This window comes from Yinghuangia seranimata, from assembly GCF_029953285.1.
In the GTDB taxonomy this organism is placed as follows: domain Bacteria; phylum Actinomycetota; class Actinomycetes; order Streptomycetales; family Streptomycetaceae; genus Yinghuangia; species Yinghuangia seranimata.
Map to the genome: position 1 here is coordinate 34538 of NZ_JASAOI010000010.1, position 21287 is coordinate 55824.

General features: G+C 71.7%; 19 protein-coding genes. 7 read left to right on the top strand and 12 right to left on the bottom strand.

Going from position 1 to position 21287, the window contains the following annotated elements; translation table 11 throughout:
- Positions 1-402: 402 nt before the first annotated feature.
- Positions 403-2040: an ABC-F family ATP-binding cassette domain-containing protein gene (locus tag QI554_RS06510; protein ID WP_281466865.1), complete on the top strand. Its 1638-nt coding sequence runs from the start codon at positions 403-405 to the stop codon at positions 2038-2040.
- Positions 2041-2054: 14 nt separating this feature from the next.
- Complete coding sequence (locus tag QI554_RS06515; protein WP_281466867.1) at positions 2055-2486, top strand: ankyrin repeat domain-containing protein; 432 nt, start codon at positions 2055-2057, stop codon at positions 2484-2486.
- A 634-nt stretch (positions 2487-3120) separates the two neighbouring features.
- On the opposite strand, the gene QI554_RS43525 is transcribed toward QI554_RS06515, so the two are convergent.
- Together QI554_RS43525 and QI554_RS06525 are read right to left on the bottom strand one after the other, a co-directional pair.
- A complete protein-coding gene (locus tag QI554_RS43525) occupies positions 3121-3405 on the bottom strand; it encodes a YchJ family protein (protein WP_425527925.1) in 285 nt (94 codons plus the stop codon).
- Positions 3406-3569: 164 nt separating this feature from the next.
- Entirely contained in the window at positions 3570-4256 is a 687-nt protein-coding gene (locus QI554_RS06525) for an SMI1/KNR4 family protein (protein ID WP_281466871.1), read from the bottom strand.
- A 119-nt stretch (positions 4257-4375) separates the two neighbouring features.
- Between QI554_RS06525 and QI554_RS06530 the strand changes: the two genes are divergently transcribed.
- Positions 4376-5158, top strand: coding sequence for an SDR family NAD(P)-dependent oxidoreductase (locus QI554_RS06530; protein WP_281466873.1), 783 nt, complete (start codon positions 4376-4378; stop codon positions 5156-5158).
- Positions 5159-5297: 139 nt separating this feature from the next.
- Complete coding sequence (locus QI554_RS06535; protein WP_281466875.1) at positions 5298-6089, top strand: VOC family protein; 792 nt, start codon at positions 5298-5300, stop codon at positions 6087-6089.
- Positions 6090-6099: 10 nt separating this feature from the next.
- Here QI554_RS06535 and QI554_RS06540 read toward each other — a convergent pair whose 3' ends face one another.
- Positions 6100-7323: a cytochrome P450 gene (locus tag QI554_RS06540; protein ID WP_281466877.1), complete on the bottom strand. Its 1224-nt coding sequence runs from the start codon at positions 7321-7323 to the stop codon at positions 6100-6102.
- A 138-nt stretch (positions 7324-7461) separates the two neighbouring features.
- Between QI554_RS06540 and QI554_RS06545 the strand changes: the two genes are divergently transcribed.
- Both QI554_RS06545 and QI554_RS06550 read left to right on the top strand, forming a co-directional pair.
- The gene (locus QI554_RS06545) at positions 7462-8670 is read left to right on the top strand and encodes an alpha-hydroxy-acid oxidizing protein (protein WP_281466879.1); all 1209 of its coding nucleotides are present in this window, start codon (positions 7462-7464) and stop codon (positions 8668-8670) included.
- 33 nt (positions 8671-8703) lie between these two features.
- Positions 8704-8958, top strand: a complete 255-nt coding sequence (locus QI554_RS06550) for a hypothetical protein (RefSeq protein WP_281466881.1) — start codon at positions 8704-8706, stop codon at positions 8956-8958.
- A gap of 278 nt (positions 8959-9236) precedes the next feature.
- Here QI554_RS06550 and QI554_RS06555 read toward each other — a convergent pair whose 3' ends face one another.
- The 3 genes from QI554_RS06555 to QI554_RS06565 all read right to left on the bottom strand — a co-directional run bounded on the left by QI554_RS06555 (position 9237) and on the right by QI554_RS06565 (position 11663).
- On the bottom strand, positions 9237-10433 hold the full coding sequence (locus tag QI554_RS06555; RefSeq protein ID WP_281466883.1) for a low temperature requirement protein A: 1197 nt from the start codon (positions 10431-10433) through the stop codon (positions 9237-9239).
- The gene (locus tag QI554_RS06560) at positions 10430-10864 is read right to left on the bottom strand and encodes an NUDIX domain-containing protein (RefSeq protein ID WP_281466885.1); all 435 of its coding nucleotides are present in this window, start codon (positions 10862-10864) and stop codon (positions 10430-10432) included. Before QI554_RS06560 ends, QI554_RS06555 begins: the two co-directional genes overlap by 4 nt.
- 79 nt (positions 10865-10943) lie before the next feature.
- Positions 10944-11663, bottom strand: a complete 720-nt coding sequence (locus QI554_RS06565) for an HAD family hydrolase (RefSeq protein WP_281466886.1) — start codon at positions 11661-11663, stop codon at positions 10944-10946.
- A 229-nt stretch (positions 11664-11892) separates the two neighbouring features.
- On the opposite strand from QI554_RS06565, the gene QI554_RS06570 reads away from it, so the two are divergent.
- A complete protein-coding gene (locus tag QI554_RS06570; RefSeq protein ID WP_281466889.1) occupies positions 11893-13437 on the top strand; it encodes a serine/threonine-protein kinase in 1545 nt (514 codons plus the stop codon).
- A gap of 104 nt (positions 13438-13541) precedes the next feature.
- Here QI554_RS06570 and QI554_RS06575 read toward each other — a convergent pair whose 3' ends face one another.
- From QI554_RS06575 to QI554_RS06600, 6 genes are all read right to left on the bottom strand, one after another.
- Positions 13542-16481: a DUF5336 domain-containing protein gene (locus QI554_RS06575; RefSeq protein WP_281466891.1), complete on the bottom strand. Its 2940-nt coding sequence runs from the start codon at positions 16479-16481 to the stop codon at positions 13542-13544.
- Positions 16478-19396 carry a hypothetical protein gene (locus tag QI554_RS06580; RefSeq protein WP_281466893.1) on the bottom strand — a complete coding sequence of 973 codons (2919 nt, stop codon included), beginning with the start codon at positions 19394-19396 and terminating at the stop codon, positions 16478-16480. The genes QI554_RS06575 and QI554_RS06580 overlap by 4 nt, the downstream gene beginning before the upstream one ends.
- A 25-nt stretch (positions 19397-19421) precedes the next feature.
- Positions 19422-19718 carry a WXG100 family type VII secretion target gene (locus QI554_RS06585; protein ID WP_281466894.1) on the bottom strand — a complete coding sequence of 99 codons (297 nt, stop codon included), beginning with the start codon at positions 19716-19718 and terminating at the stop codon, positions 19422-19424.
- Between the two features lie 30 nt (positions 19719-19748).
- The gene (locus QI554_RS06590; RefSeq protein ID WP_281466895.1) at positions 19749-20384 is read right to left on the bottom strand and encodes a hypothetical protein; all 636 of its coding nucleotides are present in this window, start codon (positions 20382-20384) and stop codon (positions 19749-19751) included.
- Between the two features lie 2 nt (positions 20385-20386).
- Positions 20387-20704: a hypothetical protein gene (locus tag QI554_RS06595; RefSeq protein ID WP_281466897.1), complete on the bottom strand. Its 318-nt coding sequence runs from the start codon at positions 20702-20704 to the stop codon at positions 20387-20389.
- Positions 20705-20846: 142 nt separating this feature from the next.
- Positions 20847-21146, bottom strand: a complete 300-nt coding sequence (locus QI554_RS06600) for a WXG100 family type VII secretion target (RefSeq protein WP_281466899.1) — start codon at positions 21144-21146, stop codon at positions 20847-20849.
- Between the last annotated feature and the right edge of the window lie 141 nt (positions 21147-21287).

Here is a 21287-nt window from a genome sequence, read left to right on the forward strand (position 1 = left end):
GCCCCGGCCCGAAGGCCCGCCGCTGACCGCGCATATGCGCGGCACCGCACCGCGCGTCCGGCCCCCACACGACCGCGCTCCCCCGCCGACCCCGTCCCTCGCGTGCGTCGGCGGGCTCAGCCCCGTCAGCCCCAGGCGGAGCGGGGCCCACGTCGGCTCCCGCCTCGACCGACGTGCTCCGGTTCGTTGCCGTCAGACGGTTGGATCCGCCCCGTCCGGAGGCCGACCGACAGCCGCGCTTGCGTTCGGCGCGCCGCAACCGGCGCCCACCGGGCTGCTGTCCCCTCGGCTCACGTGCTTGCCTGCGTCGGCCGCCCCGATCCTGCGGTTCGTCCGGCCGTCCTCGTCAGAGCGCCCGCCCCGGCAGGGAGGCCTGTCTTGGGCCGATACGATTTCCTTCCTATGAGTGCCACGATCGTCGTCAAGGACCTGTCCGCCGGGCACGGGGACCGCGTCCTCTTTTCCGGGCTCGACCTGGTGGTCGCCCCAGGCGACGTTGTCGGGCTCGTCGGCGTCAACGGCGCCGGCAAGTCGACGCTGCTTCGGATGCTGGCCGGGCTCGCGACGCCCGAAGGCGGGTCGATCCAGCTCAGCCCGCCCGGGGCCAACGTCGGGCATCTGCCGCAGGAGCCGGAGCGGCGTGACGGGGAGACCGTGCGCGCGTTCCTGGCCCGCCGGACCGGGGTCGCCGCAGCGCAGGCCGCGCTCGACGACGCCACGGAGGGCCTCGTCGAGGGCCGCGCGGGCGCTGACGACGAGTACGCCGTGGCGTTGGAGCGCTGGCTGGACCTCGGCGGCGCCGACCTCGAGGAGCGCGCCGACGAGGTGGCCGCCGACCTCGGCCTGACCGTCGGCCTCGACCAGCCGATGACCGGACTGTCGGGCGGCCAGGCCGCGCGGGCCGGGCTCGCGTCGCTGCTGCTCAGCCGGTACGACGTGTTCCTGCTCGACGAGCCCACGAACGACCTCGACCTGGACGGCCTCGACCGGCTCGAGCGGTTCGTCACCGGCCTGCGCGCCGGCACCGTGGTCATCAGCCACGACCGCGAGTTCCTCACCCGTACCGTGACCCGCGTCGTCGAACTCGACCTCGCGCAGCAGCAGATCCGCTCGTACGGCGGCGGCTACGAGGCGTACCTCGCCGAACGCGAGGTCGCCCGGCGGCACGCCCGCGAGCGCTACGACGAGTACGCCGACACCAAGGCGGGCCTCGAGGAGCGCGGCCGCATGCAGCGGGCGTGGATGGACAAGGGCGTCAAGAACGCGCGCCGCAAGGCGTCCGACAACGACAAGATGAGCCGCAAGCTGCGGTCGGAGTCCAGCGAGAAGCAGGCCGCCAAGGCCCGTCAGACCGAGCGCATGATCGAGCGGCTCGAGGTCGTCGAGGAGCCCCGCAAGGAGTGGGAGCTGCGGATGGAGATCGCCGCCGCCCCGCGCGCGGGCGCGGTCGTCGCGACGCTCAACGCCGCCGAGGTGCGGCGCGGCGCCTTCACGCTCGGGCCGGTCAGCCTGCAGATCGACTGGGGCGACCGGGTCGCGATCACCGGACCCAACGGGTCCGGCAAGACCACCCTGCTCAGTGCGCTGCTCGGGCGCGTCCCGCTGTCCTCGGGGCAGGCCGCGCTCGGGCCCGGCGTGGTCGTCGGCGAGATCGACCAGGCGCGCGGGCTGTTCCTCGGCGACGACGCGCTGCTGGACGCCTTCGGCGCGGCCGTCCCCGACATGCTCCCCGCCGACGTGCGGACGCTGCTCGCCAAGTTCGGGCTCAAGGCCGACCACGTGCTGCGGTCCGCGGCGACGCTGTCGCCGGGCGAACGGACCCGGGCGGCGCTGGCGCTGCTCCAGGCCAAGGGCGTCAACCTGCTGGTGCTCGACGAGCCGACCAACCACCTCGACCTGGCCGCCATCGAGCAACTGGAACAGGCGCTGGGTTCGTACGCCGGCACGCTCCTGCTCGTGACGCACGACCGGCGGATGCTGGACGCGGTCGAAACCAACCGGCGCATCAGCGTCGAGTCCGGCCGCATCACCGACAACTGAAGGACCCGCACCCCATGAAGCGCCGCAAGGCCAAGAAGCTGTCCAATCGCCTCGTGCTGGCCGTGCAGTACGCCGACCTGCAGGCCGCCAGGCGCCTCCTGCGGGCGGGGGCCGACGCCGACCGCCCGGACTCGCACGGGACGACGCCGTTGTACGCGGCGTCGGTGCACGGCGATGCGGAGATCACCGACGTACTGCTCGCCGCGGGCGCCGACCCGAACCGCGAGAGCGGGCACGGCGACGAGGGCCTCCCGTTGTGTGCTGCCGCCTGTTGGGGGCACGACGACGCGGTCCGGGCCCTGCTGGCCGGTGGCGCCGACCCGAACCGGCGGGAGGACGGCGGGGCGGGTATGGCGCCTATCGACTGGACGACGCAGGAGGGGCTGGACTCGACGACGGAACTGCTGCGGGGGGCGGGGGCGTTCCGGCCTTTGCAGCTGATCTGACGGGGTTTTGGCTGCACCGGTCCTGAGCGGCGTTTTGGCTGCACCGTTCCTGACCTGGTTCGTTTTCGGCGGCCTGACGCCCCTCCCGCTTTTTGATTTTCGCTTGGACGGCCCGCGCGTCAAGGCGCGGTGGACCTTTGGTGGACAGTTGGCCTGTCCCGGGGTTCGGGAGGCGCCTTGACCCGCGGGCCGTCCGCGCTGACTACCTCGCACCTGGCGGGAGGGGCGCGGGGTGTGGTGGCTCTTGGGTTTTATTGGTCTGCCGGGCTGCGGTGTTGCTTCGTTTTGCGGTGCTGCTTCACCGCTCCTGGCGCTGCGCCGCCGGGCTGCGGTGTTGCTTCGTTTTGCGGTGCTGCTTCACCGCTCCTGGCGCTGCGCTGCCGGGCTGCGGTGTTGCTTAGTTTTGCGGTGCTGCTTCACCGCTCCTGGCGCTGCGCCGCCGGGCTGCGGTTTCGCTTGGGGTTCCAGGCGGGTTTTGTTGCTCGGGTTCGTTGCGCTGCCGGGCTTCGTTCCAGCGTGGGGCCGCGCCTGGTTGAGTCGGCCGGGGGCACGGCCTCGCCCCCCCATCACTTTGCCGTCACGTATGCGAATCACCAGAACTCCCTCATTGGGGGGTGTCCGCGTCACACTTGCGTCACCGCACCAGCCCGTCGACGTACACCCACTCCCCGGCCTCGTCGCGAACGAATCGGCTGGTCTCCTCCAGCACGCCCTCCTGCCCGCGCTCCCGATACCGCGCGCGGAACGCGACGACCCCCCGGTCGTGGAACGGCCCGCCGTCGGTCGTCGACGTGATCTCCAGCCCGAGCCACCGCGTCTTCGGGTCGAGGTCCAGCTCGTCCGGCCGCGAATCCCGATGCCAGCTCCGGACCAGGTACTCCCGGTCTCCCACTGCATAGGCGCTGTACCGCGCCCGCATCAACCGCTCCGCCGTCGGCGCGGCCGCACCCCGGTGGTACCGCGCACAACAGTCGCGATACGCCCCACCGTCCAACCCGCACGGACACGGATCCCCGTCGGAGACTCCGGAGGCGGCAGGAGCCTTGGAGCGCGTGTTCACCTTGCGTCGCGACATGGCGGCCATTATGGCGCGCTGAGCCACGGCTCCTTCGCGGCGTCACGCCAGCGTGCCCATGCCCAGGCGCCTTCGGTCACCCAGACGACGGTCTCGGCATTCGCATACCAGCGGGACCCCTCATCGTCCGGGCCGGCCCGCCCGTAGTCCGGCAAGGGCAGGTGGTCGTATCGCTGTTTCAGCGCCTCGTATTCGGCGACGTCCGCGAGTTCGAGGGTGTCGCACTGGTCGTCCCCGGCCAACACGCTCTCGAACAGCACCATCTCGACGGCGGCGAGCGAGAACCGGTCGAACCACGGCTCCCACTGTTCGTCGCGCCACCCGCACGGCCGGGTGGCCGTCGGCGGATCGGGGTCGTCCGGGTCCAGAAGCACGCCCCATTCGGAGACGGCCTGGTTCTCCATCCGGTACACCAGCACGTCGCCCTCGACCCGTAGCTGGTCGAGCGGCAGCAGTACGTCCTGGTTGGACGTCAGGTCGGCGCGACGCCCCAGCAACCGGTACGTCTCGCGCAGCGCGAGCGGGAGCGCGACCCCGAGCCGGGCCTCGGCTGCCAGGAGTTCGTCCTCCGGGCAGCCGTCGCCGGGGCGGATCGCCGTGCACCACGCCGCCGCGTAGCGCTCGATGAACCGCAGCGCCGTGGGTGTGTCACGGATCGCTGCGAGCTCGGTGCGCGGGTCGAAGCCCGTTGTCATGCGGCGCATGGTACGCGGAGCCCGATATTCGGATGCAGCCGGCGCCCTCGCGGTGATCGACTTCGGGGAGCGGGTGCGGTGGCCACCGTGCCCGGCCAGCACACACCGGAGAGGCCCCGATGGGATCCCGCGCGACACTCCGCACCGACCTCGACCTCACCGGGCAGACCGCCCTCGTCACCGGCGGGTCCGCAGGCCTCGGACTCGAGATCGCCCGCACGCTCGCCGCCGCCGGGGCCGACGTCGTCGTCGCGAGCCGTCGCGCGGACGCGTGCGCCGAGGCCGCCGTGGCCATCACCGACGAGACCGGCACCGACGTCCACGGCCTGCCCTGCGACGTCTCCGACGAGGACAGCGTGCGGGCCCTCGTCGCCGAGACCACGGCCCGCACCGGCCGCCTCGACATCCTCGTCACCAGCGCCGGCATCCAGGCGCGCGGCACCATCGACACCCTGACCGCCGCCGACCTGCGTCGTTGCCTCGACGTCAACGTGGTCGGCACCTTCCTCGCCTGCCAGGCCGCGGTGCCGGTGATGCGCGACGCCGGCTACGGCCGCATCGTCACCCTCGCCAGCGCCCTGGGCCTCGTCGGCGCCGCGGGCCGTACCGGGTATGCCGCGAGCAAGGGCGCCGTCGTGCAACTCACCCGGAGCCTCGCCACCGAGCTCGCCGGGACCGGGATAAGTGTCAACGCCCTGGCCCCGGGCCCCTTCCGGACCCCGCTCAACGCCGACGTCGACCACGACCCCCACGTCCAGGCCTTCCTCACCCACCAGGTCCCCGCCGCCCGCTGGGCCGCCCCCACCGAACTCGCCGCCGCCGCCCTCCTCCTCGCCTCCCCCGCCGCCTCCTTCCTGACCGGCGCCATCCTCCCCATAGACGGCGGCTGGACAGCCCACTGACCTTCGCTTCCGAATATCGGGGCTTCCCGGCGTGCCGTTGCCCTGGGTGGGTCGGTAGGGCCTGCGAGGCTGGCTCCAACGGGGTCGTGCGCGGATTCGGCTGCGTGCGGTTTGTCACGACGATTCGTCGGAGGGTGGCATGCTCACCTCGACCAATACCCCGGGCGGTCCCACGTGGCTGGACGTGGGGTCCCCTGACATCGAGACACACGCCGCGTACTACACCAGGCTGTTCGGCTGGACGTTCACGCCCGGGGACGCGACGAACAACGGCTACGGGCGGTTCAAGCTCGGCGGGCGCACCATCGCCGGGATCGGGCCGCTGACCGAGGGTGCGAGTTCCGGGTGGACGGTGTACTTCGGTACGCGTGACGCCGACGGCACCGCGAAGGCCGTGTTGGAGGCGGGCGGGAGTGTGCGCGTCGAGCCGCTCGACGTCGACGACAAGGGCCGGATGGCCGCGTTCACCGACCCGACCGGCGCCGAGTTCGCCGTGTGGCAGCCGGGGGAGGTCACGGGCCTGGAGGACGTGAACTCCCCCGGGTCGATGAGCTGGCTCGAGCTGTACACGACGGACGCGGCGTCGGCCAAGGACTTCTACCGTGCGGTGTTCGGATGGGACATCGTGGACGCTCCGATGGGCGGCGAGGGCCTCGCGTACTCGATCGTGTCCCCCAGCGGCGGTGGCCCGACCACCATGCACGGCGGCCTGATGCAGTTGCCGCCCGACAACCTGGCGGCCGGGTCGACGTCGGAGTGGCATCCGTACTTCGAGGTGGCGGACTGCGACGAGGCCGCCATGCAGGCCCGGGAGCTCGGCGGCATGCTGCTGATCCCGCCGATGGACGTGCCGATGGCGGGCCGTATCGCGATGGTGCTCGACCCGTTCGGCGCGGTGTTCGCGTTGATCACGAGCGCGCCGCAGCAGTAGCCGCCGGCGGTCACCAACGGACCGGGAGGGCCTGCAGCTTGAGTACGCGCAGGCCCTCCGACCACGCCAGCTCGGAGGCGGGCACGGCGAGTTCGAGGTCCGGGAGGCGTCGGAGCACGGTTTCGAAGGCGGTCCGCAGTTCGAGGCGCGCCAAATGGACGCCGAGGCAGTGGTGCGGCCCGTGCCCGAAGGCGATGTGCCCGGCGGGGTCGCGGGTGATGTCGAAGCGGTCCGGGTCGGGGAACCGTGCCGGGTCGCGGTTGGCTACGCCGAACGGCGCGACCACGCCCTCGCCGGGGCGCACCGTCACGCCGCCGAGCTCCAGTTCGGTCGTGACGATGCGCGGTGTGCCGCCCGAGCCCGGTGGGACGAAGCGCAGGATCTCCTCCACCGCGTCGTTCAGCCGCTCGGGTTCGGCGCGCAGCAGCGCCAGTTGCTCCGGGTGGGTGAGGAGCGTGTAGAGGCCGCGGCTGAAGACGGTGGCGGTCGTCTCGTGCCCGGCGGAGATCAACGCCCTGACGAGGTTGACGAGTTCGGTCTCGCTGAGCCGGTCGTCGTCGTCCCGGGCGGAGACGAGGGCGTCGAGCAGGTCGGCGTCGTCCTCGTCCGATACCGGGGGCGCGGCGCGGCGTTCGGCGATGAGCGTGGCGACGTACGCGATGTACTCCCGGTGCGCGGCGACGAGTTCCTCGCGCGTCCAGCGGGTGAGTGACAGCCCCATCTCGGTCCAGCGGCGGAACGACGCCGCGTCGGCCTCGGGTATGCCGAGCAGTTCGGAGATGATCCGGATCGGCAGCGGCAGCGCGAAGCCCTCGTAGATGTCGCCGGTGCGGCCCGGCGACGCCGCGAACGCGTCCAGCAGGTCGTCGGCGACGGCCTGGACGCGGGGCTGCCAGGTGCGGATCCGGCGCGGGGTGAACGCGCCCTGCACGATGCGGCGGATCCGCGTGTGCTCGGGCGCGTCCATCGCGACGATCATGTCCTTGACCATCGTGCCGTCGTAGGCGGCGACCAGCCTGGGCGCGCCCGGGATGTCGGGGCGGCGGCTGAAGCGCGGGTCGCCCAGCACGGTCAGGATGTCGTCGTAGCGGCTGGCCAGCCACGCCCGGTCCCCCGACGGCAGGACCACGGGCGCGACGGGGCAGAAGCCGCGCAGCGCGTCGAACTCGGTCGGGTGCGTCCCGCCGGGTCCGGTGTCGAACGGGAAGTGCAGTGTCGCGTCGTCGAGTTCCATCCGTTTTCCCCCGTGCCGGTCTCGGACATGACCGCCGCGCCGGGTGTCGGCTGTGGCACGCCACCCGATCACGACCTGTCGAGAATGGTCGCGCCGGGAAAGGGACACAAGGCCGCGGCTTCGGTGTAAGAAGGTCGGATGACCACCGATGACGCCGCCGGGTCGGCTGCCGGGCGCCCCGCGCTCGGGCCGTTGTCCGGGTTCCAGGACGAGATCTACCTGCAGGGGCTGCTGGAGGACCGGGTCCCGGCGTATCCGACCGACGGTGCGGCGCTGGAGGACGCGGCGCGCGCGGTGCTGGCGGACGGGCCGTTCTGGTACGTCGCGGGCGCGGCCGGCACCGGGGCGACGGCTCGGGCGAACCGGGAGGCGTTCGACCGGTGGGCGATCGTGCCGCGCATGCTGCGGGACGTCTCGACGCGGAGCCTGGCGCGCACGGTCCTCGGCACCGAGATGACCGCCCCGCTGCTGCTCGCGCCGGTCGGAGTGCTGTCGATCGTGCACGAGGGCGCCGAGTCGGCGGCGGCGCGGGCGGCCGCCGCGCTGGGGCTCACGTCCGTGCTGAGCACCGCGTCGTCGACGCCGATGGAGGACGTGGCGGCCGCGGCCGGGGACGGCGCGCGCTGGTACCAGCTGTACTGGCCGCGTGAGGAGGCCGTGGCGGCGAGCCTGCTGGCGCGTGCGAAGGCAGCCGGGTTCACGACGCTGATGGTCACCCTCGACACCGGGCTGCTGGGCTGGCGGCCGCACGACCTCGACCGGTCCTACCTGCCGTTCCTGCGCTCGGTCGGGATCGCGAACTACCTGACCGACCCGGCGTTCCGGGCCGGGCTGGCGAAGCCGGCCGACGAGGACCCGTTCGGCGCGGTGGCGCACTGGGCGGGCATGTTCTCCAACCCGGCGGCGACGTGGGAGCACCTGCCGTTCCTGCGCGCGCACTGGGACGGGCCGATCGTGCTCAAGGGCGTCCTGCACCCCGACGACGCGCGGCAGGCCCGCGACGCCGGCATGGACGGCGTGGTGGTCTCCAACCACGGCGGCCGCCAGGTCGACGGCGCGATCGCGGCGCTGGACGCCCTGCCGGGCGTGGTCGACGCGGTCGGCGACGACCTGACGGTGCTGTTCGACAGCGGGGTGCGGACCGGCGCGGACATCGCCAAGGCCCTCGCGCTCGGCGCCCGCGCGGTGCTGGTGGGGCGGGCGTACGCCTACGGCCTCGCGCTCGGCGGCGAGGACGGCGTGCGGCACGTGCTGCGCTGCCTCATGGCCGAACTCGACCTGACGACGGCGCTGTCCGGCCACGCCACGGTGGACGGTCTGACCCGCGACGCGCTGGTGCGCCGCTGAGCACACGCGGTGCGGGACTGACATCATCGGCGGATGCCTGACGCACCGCACAGCCACCACTGGATCATCACGGTCCAGTGGGCCGACACCATCGCCAGCTACCGCGGCACCCTGACGCCGCCGCCCGGCCGCACGCGCGCCGAGGTGTGCGAGGAGGTGCTGGCCCACGCCATGACCTCGGCGGGGCGGACGGACGAGCCGTCGCTGCTGTTCTTCGCACTGGAGCGGAACGCGCTGGACGAGAACGGGAACGGGCTGTCGGGCATGTTCAGGGACCGCAAGCGCTGACGGTCGGCCGGCGGACGGGGCGGTTCGCGACGGGCGGCCCACCGCGACAGGAACAACAACGGATCGCGACAGGCGCACCGCGGCGGCACGGACGGTCGGGGTCGGTTCGCGCGTGCCCGCCCGGGAGCTGTTCCGCACGGTCGCCGGGCCCGAGGACGCCGAGCTCGGCCGCGCACCGCGACGGGCGTCGGCACCCCGGCCGCCGTCTCGGTGGTCGTGCCGGTCGGGCGACTCCCTCGGGCACAGGCGCTCGTGGTGGCCGTACCCCGGGCGCGCGCCTACCCCGCCGCGGCCGCCTCCCCCACCGCCACCCGTCGCCGGTGCGCCGGGGCCTCGATCAGGACCGTCCCCGCGATCAGCGCGGCCGTCGCGAACAGCAGGACGGCGACCGGGACATGCGGGGCGAGCGGGATCAGCGCCGGGAACGCCAGGGCGGTCAGCAGGCGGGTCAGCACGGCCGGTTCGCGCGGGCCCGTGAAGGCCGCCCGTACCGCCGCCGAGGACGCGTAGAACAGGCCGACGCCGCCGAGCAGGCAGGCCGCCGCCGCGGTCGGGACGTGCGGCTCGTCGCCGGCCACCGCGATGCCGAGCGCGGCGCCCGCCAGGGCCAGGCCCAGCTGCGCCGGGAGGTGCCCGAACACGTACGCGTCGCGCAGCGACTGCCGTTCGGCCATGGCCTCGTGGCTGCCCCGGCGGGTGCTGCTGGCGTTGAAGTACGTCCACCACAGCCCGCCGCACACCGCGAACGCCGCCGCGCCGGTCAGCGCGCTGGAGACGGTCGCGCGCGGGGACGCGGCGAGCCCGTTCGTCAGGCCCAGCACCGCCTCGCCGATCACGATGATGGTGAACAGGCCGAACCGTTCGCGCAGGTGTTCCGTGTCGACCGGGGCGCCGGATATGCGCCGTCGGGCGAGGAACGGCAGGGCCAGCTCGGCGAGCATCGCGGCCGCCCACACGCCGTACCGCGCGGGGCCGGACGGCAGGAACACGCCGCCGATCCACAGCGCCGAGGTCGCGGCCGTGCCCGCGCCGAACGAGCGCAGGATGGGCCGGAACAGCGCGTCGTGCCGGGCCGCGACCGCGTACGTGGCGACGATGACCGCGCGGGCGGCGACGTACATGACCGCGAACGCCGCGTCGGTACCGCGTCCGCCGTGGCCGACGCCGCCGACGAAAACGGTGACGCCCGCGACGGCCGCCATGCCGACCATGGTCAGCATGCGGTGCACCAGGTCGTCGGGGTCGAAGCGGTTGGCACGCGTCGTGTAGACGACCCACAGCCACCACACCGGGACGAACAGCGCGGCGGCGCCCGCGACCGAGCCGAGCGTCGGATGTCCGCCGACCCGGTGCGTGACCTGCCCGACGGCGGCCACGAACACCAGGTCGCAGAACAGCTCGAACCAGGTCGCCCGGCGTTCACCCGCGGCCTCCCCGGCCGGAGGCTCCCCCGCCTCCCCCGTCGCGGCCGTCACAGCCGCCCCTCCGCCGCCGCGGCGGCGAACAGCGCGAGGGTCTCCGGCAGCTGCGAGTGCAGCGTCCCCGGCAGCGCGTCGGGCGCGAACCACTCCAGGGCGTCGAACTTGTGCGGCTCCCCGATCGCCACCGCGTCGGGCTCGACCCGGACCGCGAAGACGACGGCGACCCAGTGCGACTCGACCGGGTCGCCGCGCAGCACGTTGCGGACGCCGAGCTGGACGATCTCCTTGGGCGCCGCCACGTACTCCTCGCGCACCTCGCGTTCGACCGCGGTCTCGAACGCCTCACCGAACTCCAGTGCGCCCGCGCCGCAGTCCCACGCGCCGCGCTCGTCGCGCGCCTCCGGCCCGCGGCGGGCGAGCAGCACCCGCCCGTCGCCGTCGTGGCAGACGAAGACGCAGGACACGGAAGGGGTTCGGGCGGTCATGCCGGTGCTCCACGGGGTCGTACGAGGGGGACGCGCCTAGTAGACCAGAGCGGCCCGGTGCGCCGTGTGCTCAGAAGTGTCAGAAGTGCCGGAGCAGGTCGCGGAACGCCGTCAGGTGCAGGACGCCCGTGTCGCCCGGGTCGACCTCTTCCTGTTCCAACACCCAGGTGTGCGGGTGCGGGATGAAAACGGCGCGCAGTCCGGCCTTGCGCGCGGGGATGATGTCCGACTTGGGGGAGTTCCCGATCATCCAGCTGTGCTCGGGGTCGAGGCCGAGGTCCTCGACGAGCGCGGTGTAGGTGTCGGTGTTCTTCTCGGCGACGATGTGCACGCTGCGGAAGTGCGCGTCGAGGCCGGACGCCTCGATCTTCTCCCGCTGCTCGTCGACCGCGCCCTTGGTGAGCAGCCGCAGGTCGTGCCGCCCGGCCAGCACCGCCAGCGTGTCGGCGACGCCCGGCATGAGCTCGACGTGCCCGCGCTCGATGAGCGGCGCGGCGAGCTCCGCGATGTGCTCGAGCTCGGCGCCGGTGGCGGGGCGCTCGCGCAGCCGCGCGAAGCAGTCGGCGAGGCTGCCGAGGAACACCTTGCTGCCGTAGCCGTGCGTCACGGCGTTGGCCCGCTCGATGTCGTCGAGGACGGAGCGCACCTCGTCGCGCGAGAGCACCGGGTGGACGAGCCAGTCAAGGTAGTCGTCGATGACGCGCTCGAACAGGACGTTGTTCTCCCAGAGGGTGTCGTCGGCGTCGAAGATCAGCACCTGGGCGGTGGGCGGGGCGGGGTACGGGGAGGCGTCGGTCACGTGCGCACCCTAGGCACGCGTCCACAAGTGGATCAAGCGGTTTGCCCGCGCGCGGCCACATTGGTGTAGACCTTTTACGATCAACCGGTGGGTGTCCGCGAACCGCCGCCCGACGTGCGGATTGGCTGATCATCCGTCACGCCACGGCAGTTCGCCGTTCACTTCGCGGACACCCGGCCATGACTGGATACCAGGGTCGGGTGAAGCGGGTCTCGGGGGTGGGCAGCACGTGCGTATCGCGGTTTCCGTCGGTGCCGAGCCCCCGTCCGGACCCTCTGGCGCCGGGTCCGCGCTCCACACCCTCTCCCCCGCGACCGCCCCGCCCGAGGGCTTCGCGCTGATACGCCCGCTCGGCGTCGGCGCGCACGGCAGCGTCATGCTGTGCCGCGACACCGCCCGGGGCCGCGACGTCGCGGTCACCGTGCTGCACGTCCGCCCGACCGGCGACGCCGCACTGCTGGCCCTGCACACCGAACTCCTCGCCGCCGCGGCCGCCGGACGCCACCCGTGCACCGCGACCGTGCTCGACGTCGGCGCGACCCCCGAGGGCCGCTGCTACCTGGTGGGCGAGTGGTACGCGAACGGCTCCTGCACCGGGCCGCTGCCGCTCGGCGAGGTGCTGCTGATCGGCATCCGCGCGAGCCTCGCCCTGCGCGCCGCGCACCGCCGCGGCGTCCTGCACCTGGACGTACGGCCGAGCGCACTGCTGCGCGGCGACGACGGCGAGGCGTACCTGGCCGGCCACGGCGTCGCCCGCGCCGTGGCCCGGGCGGTCCCGGGCGCGGCCCGGCCGTTCGACCCCGCGTACGCGCCCCGCGAACTGGCCGGCTGGGAACTCCCCGGCCCGGCCGCCGACGTCTACATGCTCGGCGCGACGCTTTACGCCCTCCTGGACGGCACACCGCAGGCCCTCACCACGCAGCGCACCGACGCCCTGGACGTCAAGACCGAAGCCCTGTACCAGCTCGTCGGTGAAGGCCGCCTGCCCGCCCCGCGCGGCACCCAGATCCCGCCCGCGCTCGGCCACTTGCTCCAGCGCATGCTCGCCCCGCACGCCGCCGACCGCCCCTCCCTGGGCGAAGTCCACGGCACACTCTGCACGTTGGTCCCCGCGACGGTCGCCGACCGCGTCCCGCGCCTCGACCCGGAACCCGACGAGCCGGACCCGCTGCTGCGCCCCGACCCGCCCGAGGAACCCTACGAAGACGAAGAGGACGACCCGGAGTTCGAGGCCCGCAGGCGCCGCCGCCGACGCTGGCTGTGGACGCTCTCCATCACCTCGGCCGTCCTCTTCGCGGGCGGCGCGGTCGCCCTCGTCCAGGTCGGCAAGGACAAGGGCCACAAGGCCAAGCCGGCGGCGAGCGGCTCGCCGTCGGCGCCCGGGAGCGGCGGCGCGCAACTGCTCCCGGGTTCGCAGGGCTCGCAGTTCGCGCCACACGACGTCGCGATGGTGTCGTTCGGCGAAAGCGTCCAGGTGGCGTGGCAGCCGCCGACCGACACCAAGCAGGTCGCCGGCTTCCTGGTCCTCGCCCTGGACCCCCAGGGCAACGTCATCGACCGCCGCCAGACCCCGGTGGGCGTCTCCAACGCGGTCTTCGGCCTCCCGCGGGGAACGGCGCCGGTGAACGTGTGCTTCACCGTGACCACCCTGGTCCGCATGCAGGACGGCAGCCTCGGCCTGGCCCCGGCACCGCAGGTCTGCCCGCCGAAGCCCTCCGGCTCGCCGTCCCCGCCCGCGCCCGAGACCACGAAGAAGCAGACGCCCGCCCGCTGACGGGCTCCGTTCCTCGGCCGGCTCGTCCGGTCCCGGGAACACGAGGGGTGGTGCGCACCCGGACTCCGGTGCGCACCACCCCGTTCACGTACGCGAAGACGCCGTCAGGGGCCGAACACCTTGTCCTCGGCCTCCGTGTACCAGTCGGGCAGGTCCTTGGCGACCCGCTTGACGCCGATCTCGGCGGTGCGCTCCCACTGCCAGCCGGGCTTGGACCAGTCGCGCACGCCGAACGCGTGAGTGTCGCCGCTGCGAAACGGGCTCAAGCCGCCGGCGTTCACGTGCCACTTGCTGACGATCTGCTGCCCGGCGCCTCCGGTGAATCCGGTGAAGGCGCTCTTGCTCAGGTCGCCCGCCCAGTCGACGCGCTCGCCGTTGTGCGACTTCCAGGCGTCCTCCACCGCCTTGCCCACGATGCTGGACGTCATGCTGTTCATGCCGCCGGAGTACCAGTGCCGACGGGTGTTGAGGCTGTCGGCCGTGGAGTCCAGGAGGCGGTGGTAGGGCTTGGTGTAGCGGGCGTCGCCGTCCGGGTCCTTGTTCTGCGCCAGGTTGTCGTGCCGCTTGGCCTGGTTCGTCGCCTCGGTCGCGCGCGCCTCGTGACGGGAGGCCTCCCTGTCGGCCGCCTTGAAGTCCTTGTCGGCCTCCTTCGCGGCCTTGTTGTTCGCCGCGGCGTCCTCCTTGGCCTGCTTGGCTTCGCCCGAGGCCTTGTCGTGGGCGTGCTGCGCCTGCTCGACCGCCTTCTGATGTTCGTCGGCCCGCGTCTGGGCGTTGTCACGTTCCGTCCGCTCCTTGGCGGCGGCTTCGTCGTGCTTGCCGGCCGAGTCGCGCGCGTCCTTCGCCTGCTGCCGCTCGTGGTCCCGGGCGGAGTTGGCGTCCTCGGAGTGCTGCCGGGAATCCGCCGCGTCCTTGTGCGATTCGCGAGCGGCGCTCTTCGCATCGGCCGACTCCCGGCGGGCCCGGTCGGCGTCCTCCTTGGCCTTGGTCTCGGCCTCGCGGTGCTTGTTCGCCTCGGCGTTCTCGCGCTCGGCCGCCTTGTGCTGCTCTTCGGCCTGGGCCTTCTCGTGGGCGGCGTTCTTGGCGTGCTCGGGGTTGTCCGGCTCCTGCTTGGCCTTGGCCTCGTGCTCGGCGGCCTTGGTCTCGTGCTCGCGGGCCTGCGTGCCGTGTTCGTCGGCCTTGCTCTGGTGCTCGCCCGCCTTCTCGTGCGACGTGCGTGCGCTCTCGTCGTGTGCGCGCGCCTCCGTGGCCTTCTCCTGCGCGGTCTGCCGGTGTTCGGCCGCCTGGGAGCTGTGCTCGCGCGAGTCCTTGGCGTGTGCCTTGGCGTCCTGGTCGGCTTTGGCCGCCTGATCGTCGTGCCTGCCCGCCTGTGCCCTGTCGTCGGCGGCGGCCTTGTCGTGCGTGGCGGCCTCGTTTTCGTGCCGGTTGGCGGACGTCTGTTCGGCGTCGCGCTTGCCGGTGGCCTGCTGCTCTTCCTTGGCGTGCTGTTTGGCGTCGCCTTCTTTTTGGGAGGCGGTCTGGCGCTGATCGTCACGCAGGTCACGCCGGTCGGCCGCGCGCTGCTTGGCGTCCTCGGCGTTCTCGCGGTGCGGCGCCGCCTCCTCCTTGGCCCGGTCGGCGCGTGCGCGCTCGTCCGCGGCCTTTTCGTTGTGCGTGGTCTCGCGGGCGTCGTTGGTCTCGCGCTGCTTTCCGACTCGCCCGTCGTCCGCGGCCCGCTTCCCGGGCAGCCACTTGCCGTCCTTGACCCGGTGTTTGAACAGCGTGCCGAGGTCCTTGCCTCCGATGCTGACGACCGCGCCCGCGGCGGCGTTGAGCGCGGCGCCCGGGTTCCACAGCTCGACGTCGTTGCCGTTCAGATGCTCGGCGGCCAGCGTCGTGGCGTACTTCGTGGCGAAGTTCGAGGTGAACTGCATGCCGTACTTCGTGGAGAAGTTCGCCGAGCCGACCGCGAACCGCTTGCCGAAGCCGGCCCCTTCGGCGGCCTTGAAGGCCTTTCCGTCCCATGCCGCCTTGAGCTTGCCGCCGGGGCTGAAGAACTTGGCGGTCTTCATGGCCACGCCGTCGGCTTTGGTGAACGCGTTCAGTATGCCCGGGAACTTTCCGGACTTGGTCAGCGCGGCGATGAACTTGCCCTTGGTGAGTAGGCTCAGGCTCTTGAGGCCGGGGATCACGTCGAGGGCGGCCAACAGGACGTCCCCGACCCCGGCCCGATGTCGGCCGAACGCCTCGTACGCGGTCGCCGCGAACACCGCCAGGGCGAGGCCGAACACGATCCAGCCCAGCGGCCCGCTGACGAACAGCGCGATGATCCCGAGCACCGCGACCGCGATCTTCAGGTACGGCACGATGTTGTCGTAGAACCAGTCGATGGCGGTCTCCCACCAGTGCAGGTTCCTGATGCCCTGCTTCGACGCGTGGTGCAGGGCGTCGGCGAGGGTCTTGGCGGCCTTGTCCCGGATGTCGACGGCGTTCTTGCACGTGGTCTTGGCGGTGTTGAGCCGGCCCGTCGCGTCGTTGACCGCGTTGTTGTGGGTGGTCTGGCTCTTCACCGCCCTGTTGTGCCGGTCGACCGCGGCCTGGAGGGTGGCCGGGTCGGGGGGCGTCGTCCCGTTGTTCTGAAGGGTCTGGAGGTCCTTCGCGGACGCGTCCGCCTCACGGTCCGCGGTGCCCTTCGCCGTCCGTGCGTTGCGCAGGTCGCCGTCCGCCTGCGTCGCGTCGCGCAGCGCGCTGTCGCGCATGGCCTGTGCCGTGACCAGGTTTCCGAAGTAGGCCATCAGCGCGTCGCCGGCGGTCTTGTACGAGTCGTGCAGCTTGGTCAGGTCGTCCGGAACGCCCTTGAAGTGCTCCGCATACGCCTTCGCGGCCTCACCGGTCCAGTTCGTCCGCAGGTCGTTGTCGTCCTGCGCGTCACTGGTCTGCTTCTGCGCGATGCCCGCGCGGTCGGACGTCGTCCGGAAGCTCTCCGCGAGCAGCTTGATCTGGTTCGTGTCGCCCGGAACGGGGTCCGACGAGTACCCGAGCACATCCCACTGGCCCATGGCGGTCACAGCCCCACGAATTCGGGCAAGGCCTTCGCGACGCGCTTCACGCCGATCTCGGCGGTGCGCTCCCACTGCCAGCCGGGCTTCTCCCACTCGCGCACACCGAACGTGTGGTGGTCGGAGCCGCTGAACGACTTGTTGAACGGTCCCGGGTTCACCTGCCACTTGCTGACGACCTGTTGGCCGGCGCCGCCGGCGAAGCCGGTCAAGCCGCTCTTGGTCAGGTCGTACGCCCAGTTGACCTGCTCGCCGTGGGACTGCTTCCAGTAGTCCTCGGCGGCCTTGCCGATCACGCTCGACGTCATGCTGTTCATGCCGCCCGAGTACCAGTGGCGCCGCGTGTTGAGGCTGTCCGAGGTGGAGTCCAGGAGCCGGTGGTACGGCTTGGTGTAGCGCGCGTCGCCGTCCGGGTCCTTGTTGTCCTTGAGGTTGTCGTGCCGCTCGGCCCGGCGGTCGGCCTCGGCGGCGCGCTCCTTGTTCGCGGCCGACTCCTTGTCCGCCGCCTCGTGCTGCTTGTCGGCCGCCTTGGCGTTCGCCTTGTGCTGGTCGGCGCGCTCGTCGGCGTCCTTCGCGGCCTTGTTCGCCTCGTCGTGCTTGTCCTGCGCGTGCTCGACGTTCTTGCGGTGGTCGTCGGCGCGCTCCTTGGCGGCGTCGTGCTCGGTACGTTCCTTGGCCGCCGCGTCCTGATGGTCCTTGGCCGACGTGCGGGCGTCGGCGGCCTTGGTCTCGTGCTGCTGCCGCGCGGTGTCGGCGTCGTCGGCGCGCTGCTTGGCGTTCGTGCTCGCCTCGTCGGCCTTGTGCGCGGCCTTCGTGGCGTCGTCGGCTTCCTTGCGCGACGTGGTGGCCTCGTCCTTGGCCTTGGTCTCCGCGTCGCGCTCGGTCTTCGCATGCGCGTCTTCCTCGCGGGCCTTGGTGTGCGCCTGCTCGGCGGCGTCCTTGTGCTCGGCCGCCTTCCTGGCGTGGTCGGGGTTGTTCGGCTCCTTGTCGGCCTTGGCCTGGTGCTCGCTCTGCTGGCGCTCGTGCTCGCGGGCCTGGGTGCGGAGGTCGTCGGCCTTGTTCTCGTGGCCCTCCGCCTTGGTGCGCGCCGTGTTCGCGTCCGTGTCGCTCTTGTGGGCGGCCGCGGCCTTGTCCTGGGCGGTCTGCTCGTGGCCGCGGGCCTCGGCGTGCTTGTCGTTCGCGGTCTTCGTCTGCGCCTCGTGCTCCTTGGCCGCGGCGGCGGCCTTCGTGTCGTGCTTGGCCGCGGTGTCGTTGTCCTTGGCCGCGGCCTTTTCGTGCGACTGGGCCTGGTTCTCGTGGCCCTTGGCGGACTTGTCCTCGGCCTTCGCCTGCTTGGCCTCGGACTTCTCCTCCTTGGCCTGCTTGCCGGCTTCCTCGCGCTGGTCCTTGGCGTTCTGCTTCTCGGTCTCGCGGGAGGTGCGCTCGTCCTTGGCCGTCTGCTCGTGCGCCTTGGCCTCGTTCTCTTTGGTCTGCGCGTTGTTCCGGTAGTCGTCGGCCTTCGCACGCTCGGTCGTGGCGGCCTTTTCGTGGGTGTTCTGGCGGGCCTGGTCCGTGGGCCGCTGCTGGCCGACCCGGTGGTCGTCCGCGGCGCGCTTGCCGGGGAGCCACTTGCCGTCCCTGACGCGGTGCTTGAAGAGCGTGCCGAGGTCCTTGCCGCCGACGCTGACCACCGCGCCCGCGGCGGCGTTGATCGCCGCGCCCGGGTTCCACAGCTCGACGTCGTTGCCGTTCAGATGCTCGGCGGCCAGCGTCGTGGCGTACTTGGTGGCGAAGTTCGAGGGCAGCTGCATGCCGTAGCGGATGGTGGTGTTGCCCGTGCGGACGGCGCCGCGCGCGGCCGCGTTCTTGATGCCGCTGGTCTTCGTCGGCATCTTGAAGAGCTTGCCGTCCCAGGCCTTCTTGAGCCCGCCCTTGGGGCTGAAGAACTTGGCGGTCTTCATGGCCAGGCCGTCGGTCTTGGTGAACGCGTTCAGGATCCTCGGGAACTTGCCCGACTTGGCCAGCGCGCCCAGGAACTTGGCCTTGCCGATCAGGGTCAGGCCCTTCATGCCGGGAATCACGTCAAGGGCCGCCAACACGACGTCCCCGACGCCGGCTCTGTGTCGGGCGAACGCCTCGTACGCGGTCGTCGCGAACACCGCGAGGGCGAGGCCGAACACGATCCAGCCGAGCGGGCCGCTGACGAAGAGCGCGATGACGCCGAGGACCGCGACCGCGATCTTCAGGAAGGGCACGACGTGGTCGTAGAACCAGTCGATGGCGGTCTCCCACCAGTGCAGGTTCTTGATGCCCTGCTTGGACGCCTGGTGCAGCGCGTCCGTGAGGGTCTTGGCGGCCTTGTCGCGGATGTCGACGGCGTTCTTGACGATTCCCTTGGCGTGGTTGAGCCGACCGGTCGCGTCGGTGACGTCGTTGCCGTGCGTGGTCTGGCCGTTCAGTGCCTTGTTGTGCCGGTCGATCGCCGCCTGAAGGGTGGCCGCGTCGGGCGGGGTCGCCTGGTTCTGGATGGTCTGGAGGTTCTTCGCCGCCGCGTCCACCTCGCCGTCCGCGGCCTTCTTGGCCGTCTGCGCGGCCTTCAGGTCGCCGTCGGCCTTGGTGGCCTCCGTGAGCGCCGAGTCGCGCATCGCCTGCGCGGTGACCAGGCTTCCGTAGTAGGCCGTCAGCGCGTCGGCGGCGGTCTTGTAGGAGTCGTGCAACTTCGTCAGGTCGTCCGGGACGCCCTTGAAGTGCTCGGCGTACGCCTTCGCGGCCTCGCCGGTCCAGTTCGTCCGCAGGTCGTTGTCGTCGCGCGCGTCACTGGTCTGCTTCTGCGCGATGCCCGCGCGGTCGGACGTCGTCCGGAAGCTGTCCGCGAGCTGCTTGATCTGGTTCGTGTCGCCCGGGACGGGGTCCGACGAGTACCCGAGCACATCCCACTGGCCCATGTGTCATCCTCGAAATGCGCGTAGGTCAGCCGCGGAGGCCGTCGGCGAGGTCCTTGTCGAGCTTGCGGAAGTTCTCCACGGCGTCCTTCAGGAACCTGCCGAGGTCGTCGAGCGCGGCGATCGTCTGGTTCGCGCCCTTGTCGAACTCGGTGTAGTACGTCAGGAACTTCTTGCTCGACTCGTCCGTGACATAGCCGCCCTCGACGAGCGTGTGCACGAACGCCTGCAGGATCTTCAGCTGGTCGGCGATCTGCGAACGGCCGTCCGAGAGGTCGTCGGCCATGCGGGTCATGTCGGCGTAGGTAAGGCTGATCACTACCACGGCGGGTCCTCCTCGGGCCGGGTCGGCTGCTCAGGCGGGGTACTCGAAGCGGAACGTGCCGCTGACGGTGTCGAACAACTCCAGGAACATCTCCTGGAGTTCGTGCCGGGGACTGGTGGCGGTGACGACGCACACGTAGTCGTTGACGCCCGGCATGCGGACGAACGTCTGCATCGTCACGCTGCGTAGCTTGCGCGGTGTCCCGGGCACGGGCAGGTCCTCGACGCCCTCGGTGCGCGCGGCCGGGCCCACGTCCTCGATGTCGACCGTGCTGACCCGCTGCCAGGTGTCGCCGCCGTGCCGCGCGGCCTTCGACTTGAGGGCGGCGGACATCGCGCGCGGGTCCAGGTCGACCAGCTCGCCGGTCGGCGAACGGGTGGACACGACGGAGACCGTGAGGTTCGCGGTCAGCGGCACCGAGTCGAACTCGTCCGCCATGCAGCCGCAGTACAGCGCACCGGTCTCCCACGCCTCGCGCGCGACGCCGCGCAGTGCCTTGAGCAACGCCTGCCGGTGCTCGGCGAGTTCGGGAGCCTCGCGAATGCGCGCGTTGACGGCGCGGCGGATGTTGTCGTCGCGGCTGGCCGGGTGGATGTCGAACTCGTACCAGTCGTCGGGCACGGTGATGGAGAAGCCGACCGGAAGGTGGGTCTGGACGCTGGTCATCGTCACACCGGGCGCGAGGGCTGGCCGGCCGTGATCGCGGCGGCGAGGCTCGTGTCCTGCTTCTCCATCTCGCCGAGGACCGAATGCGCCATTTCCGCGAGCGACTTCATCGCCTCGGAGATGCGCTCCCGCCCGTCGTGCCAGTTCGACTCGAAGGAGTGCAGCGCTTCCTCGGCCGAGTGTTCGCCGAGTGCCGCCTGCTTGCCCTTGACGAGGTTCCCCGCGTCGTCGATGTCCTTCTTGATGGCCTCCAGACGACGCGCGAACTCGTCGACGATCGGGCCGTTGACCTTGAGGTCCTGGCCTTGCAGCAGCCCCATGGCGCCGCCCCTCCCCGTTCGGACCCGGTGTGTGCCGGGCCGTTTCCCCGTAAGGCGCGCCGGTCGGCGCGCCACACGCCACGCACCACCGGCCCGGGGTCACCGGGCCGGTGGTGCGAAGTACCGCTCTGTGCGCGCTCCGTCAGCCGTTGAGGCCCTGCGCGAGGCCGTGGTCGGCCTGCTCGAAGGTCTCGGCGGCCTTCTTGAGGTAGGCGCTCATGCCCTGCAGACCCTCGATGGTCTTGTTGGCGCCGGTGTTGAACTCCTCGTACGAGTGCTCGAACTGCTTGCTCGAACGGTCGGTGACGTAACCGCCGTTGACCAGCGTCTTGATGAACGCCTGCAGCACCTGCAGCTTGTCGATGATGTCGGCGTGGCCGTCCGAAAGGTCGTTGGCGGCCTTGCGCATCTCTTCGTACGTGACATTGACGTTGGAGGCCATGTCGGCGTCCTCTCTGGGCGGCCGGCCCGGCGCGTTCGGCGTCCGGGTCGAGCGGTGTGGTCAAGCCGGAAGATCGCGACCCATCAAGATCTAGCCCGGCGCAAGGAATCGTTCGGCTGACCGCAGGTGAACGAGAAGGAA

Excerpts from the sequence above, each read along its gene's own strand:
- QI554_RS06600 (WP_281466899.1), bottom strand. The coding sequence starts at position 21,146 with ATGGCCTCCAACGTCAATGTCACGTACGAAGAGATGCGCAAGGCCGCC.
- QI554_RS06580 (WP_281466893.1), bottom strand. The coding sequence starts at position 19,396 with ATGGGCCAGTGGGATGTGCTCGGGTACTCGTCGGACCCCGTCCCGGGC.
- QI554_RS06590 (WP_281466895.1), bottom strand. The coding sequence starts at position 20,384 with ATGACCAGCGTCCAGACCCACCTTCCGGTCGGCTTCTCCATCACCGTG.
- QI554_RS06595 (WP_281466897.1), bottom strand. The coding sequence starts at position 20,704 with ATGGGGCTGCTGCAAGGCCAGGACCTCAAGGTCAACGGCCCGATCGTC.
- QI554_RS43525 (WP_425527925.1), bottom strand. The coding sequence starts at position 3,405 with ATGCGGGCGCGGTACAGCGCCTATGCAGTGGGAGACCGGGAGTACCTG.
- QI554_RS06560 (WP_281466885.1), bottom strand. The coding sequence starts at position 10,864 with ATGACCGCCCGAACCCCTTCCGTGTCCTGCGTCTTCGTCTGCCACGAC.
- QI554_RS06535 (WP_281466875.1), top strand. The coding sequence starts at position 5,298 with ATGCTCACCTCGACCAATACCCCGGGCGGTCCCACGTGGCTGGACGTG.
- QI554_RS06530 (WP_281466873.1), top strand. The coding sequence starts at position 4,376 with ATGGGATCCCGCGCGACACTCCGCACCGACCTCGACCTCACCGGGCAG.
- QI554_RS06510 (WP_281466865.1), top strand. The coding sequence starts at position 403 with ATGAGTGCCACGATCGTCGTCAAGGACCTGTCCGCCGGGCACGGGGAC.
- QI554_RS06545 (WP_281466879.1), top strand. The coding sequence starts at position 7,462 with ATGACCACCGATGACGCCGCCGGGTCGGCTGCCGGGCGCCCCGCGCTC.
- QI554_RS06515 (WP_281466867.1), top strand. The coding sequence starts at position 2,055 with ATGAAGCGCCGCAAGGCCAAGAAGCTGTCCAATCGCCTCGTGCTGGCC.
- QI554_RS06540 (WP_281466877.1), bottom strand. The coding sequence starts at position 7,323 with ATGGAACTCGACGACGCGACACTGCACTTCCCGTTCGACACCGGACCC.
- QI554_RS06550 (WP_281466881.1), top strand. The coding sequence starts at position 8,704 with ATGCCTGACGCACCGCACAGCCACCACTGGATCATCACGGTCCAGTGG.
- QI554_RS06525 (WP_281466871.1), bottom strand. The coding sequence starts at position 4,256 with ATGACAACGGGCTTCGACCCGCGCACCGAGCTCGCAGCGATCCGTGAC.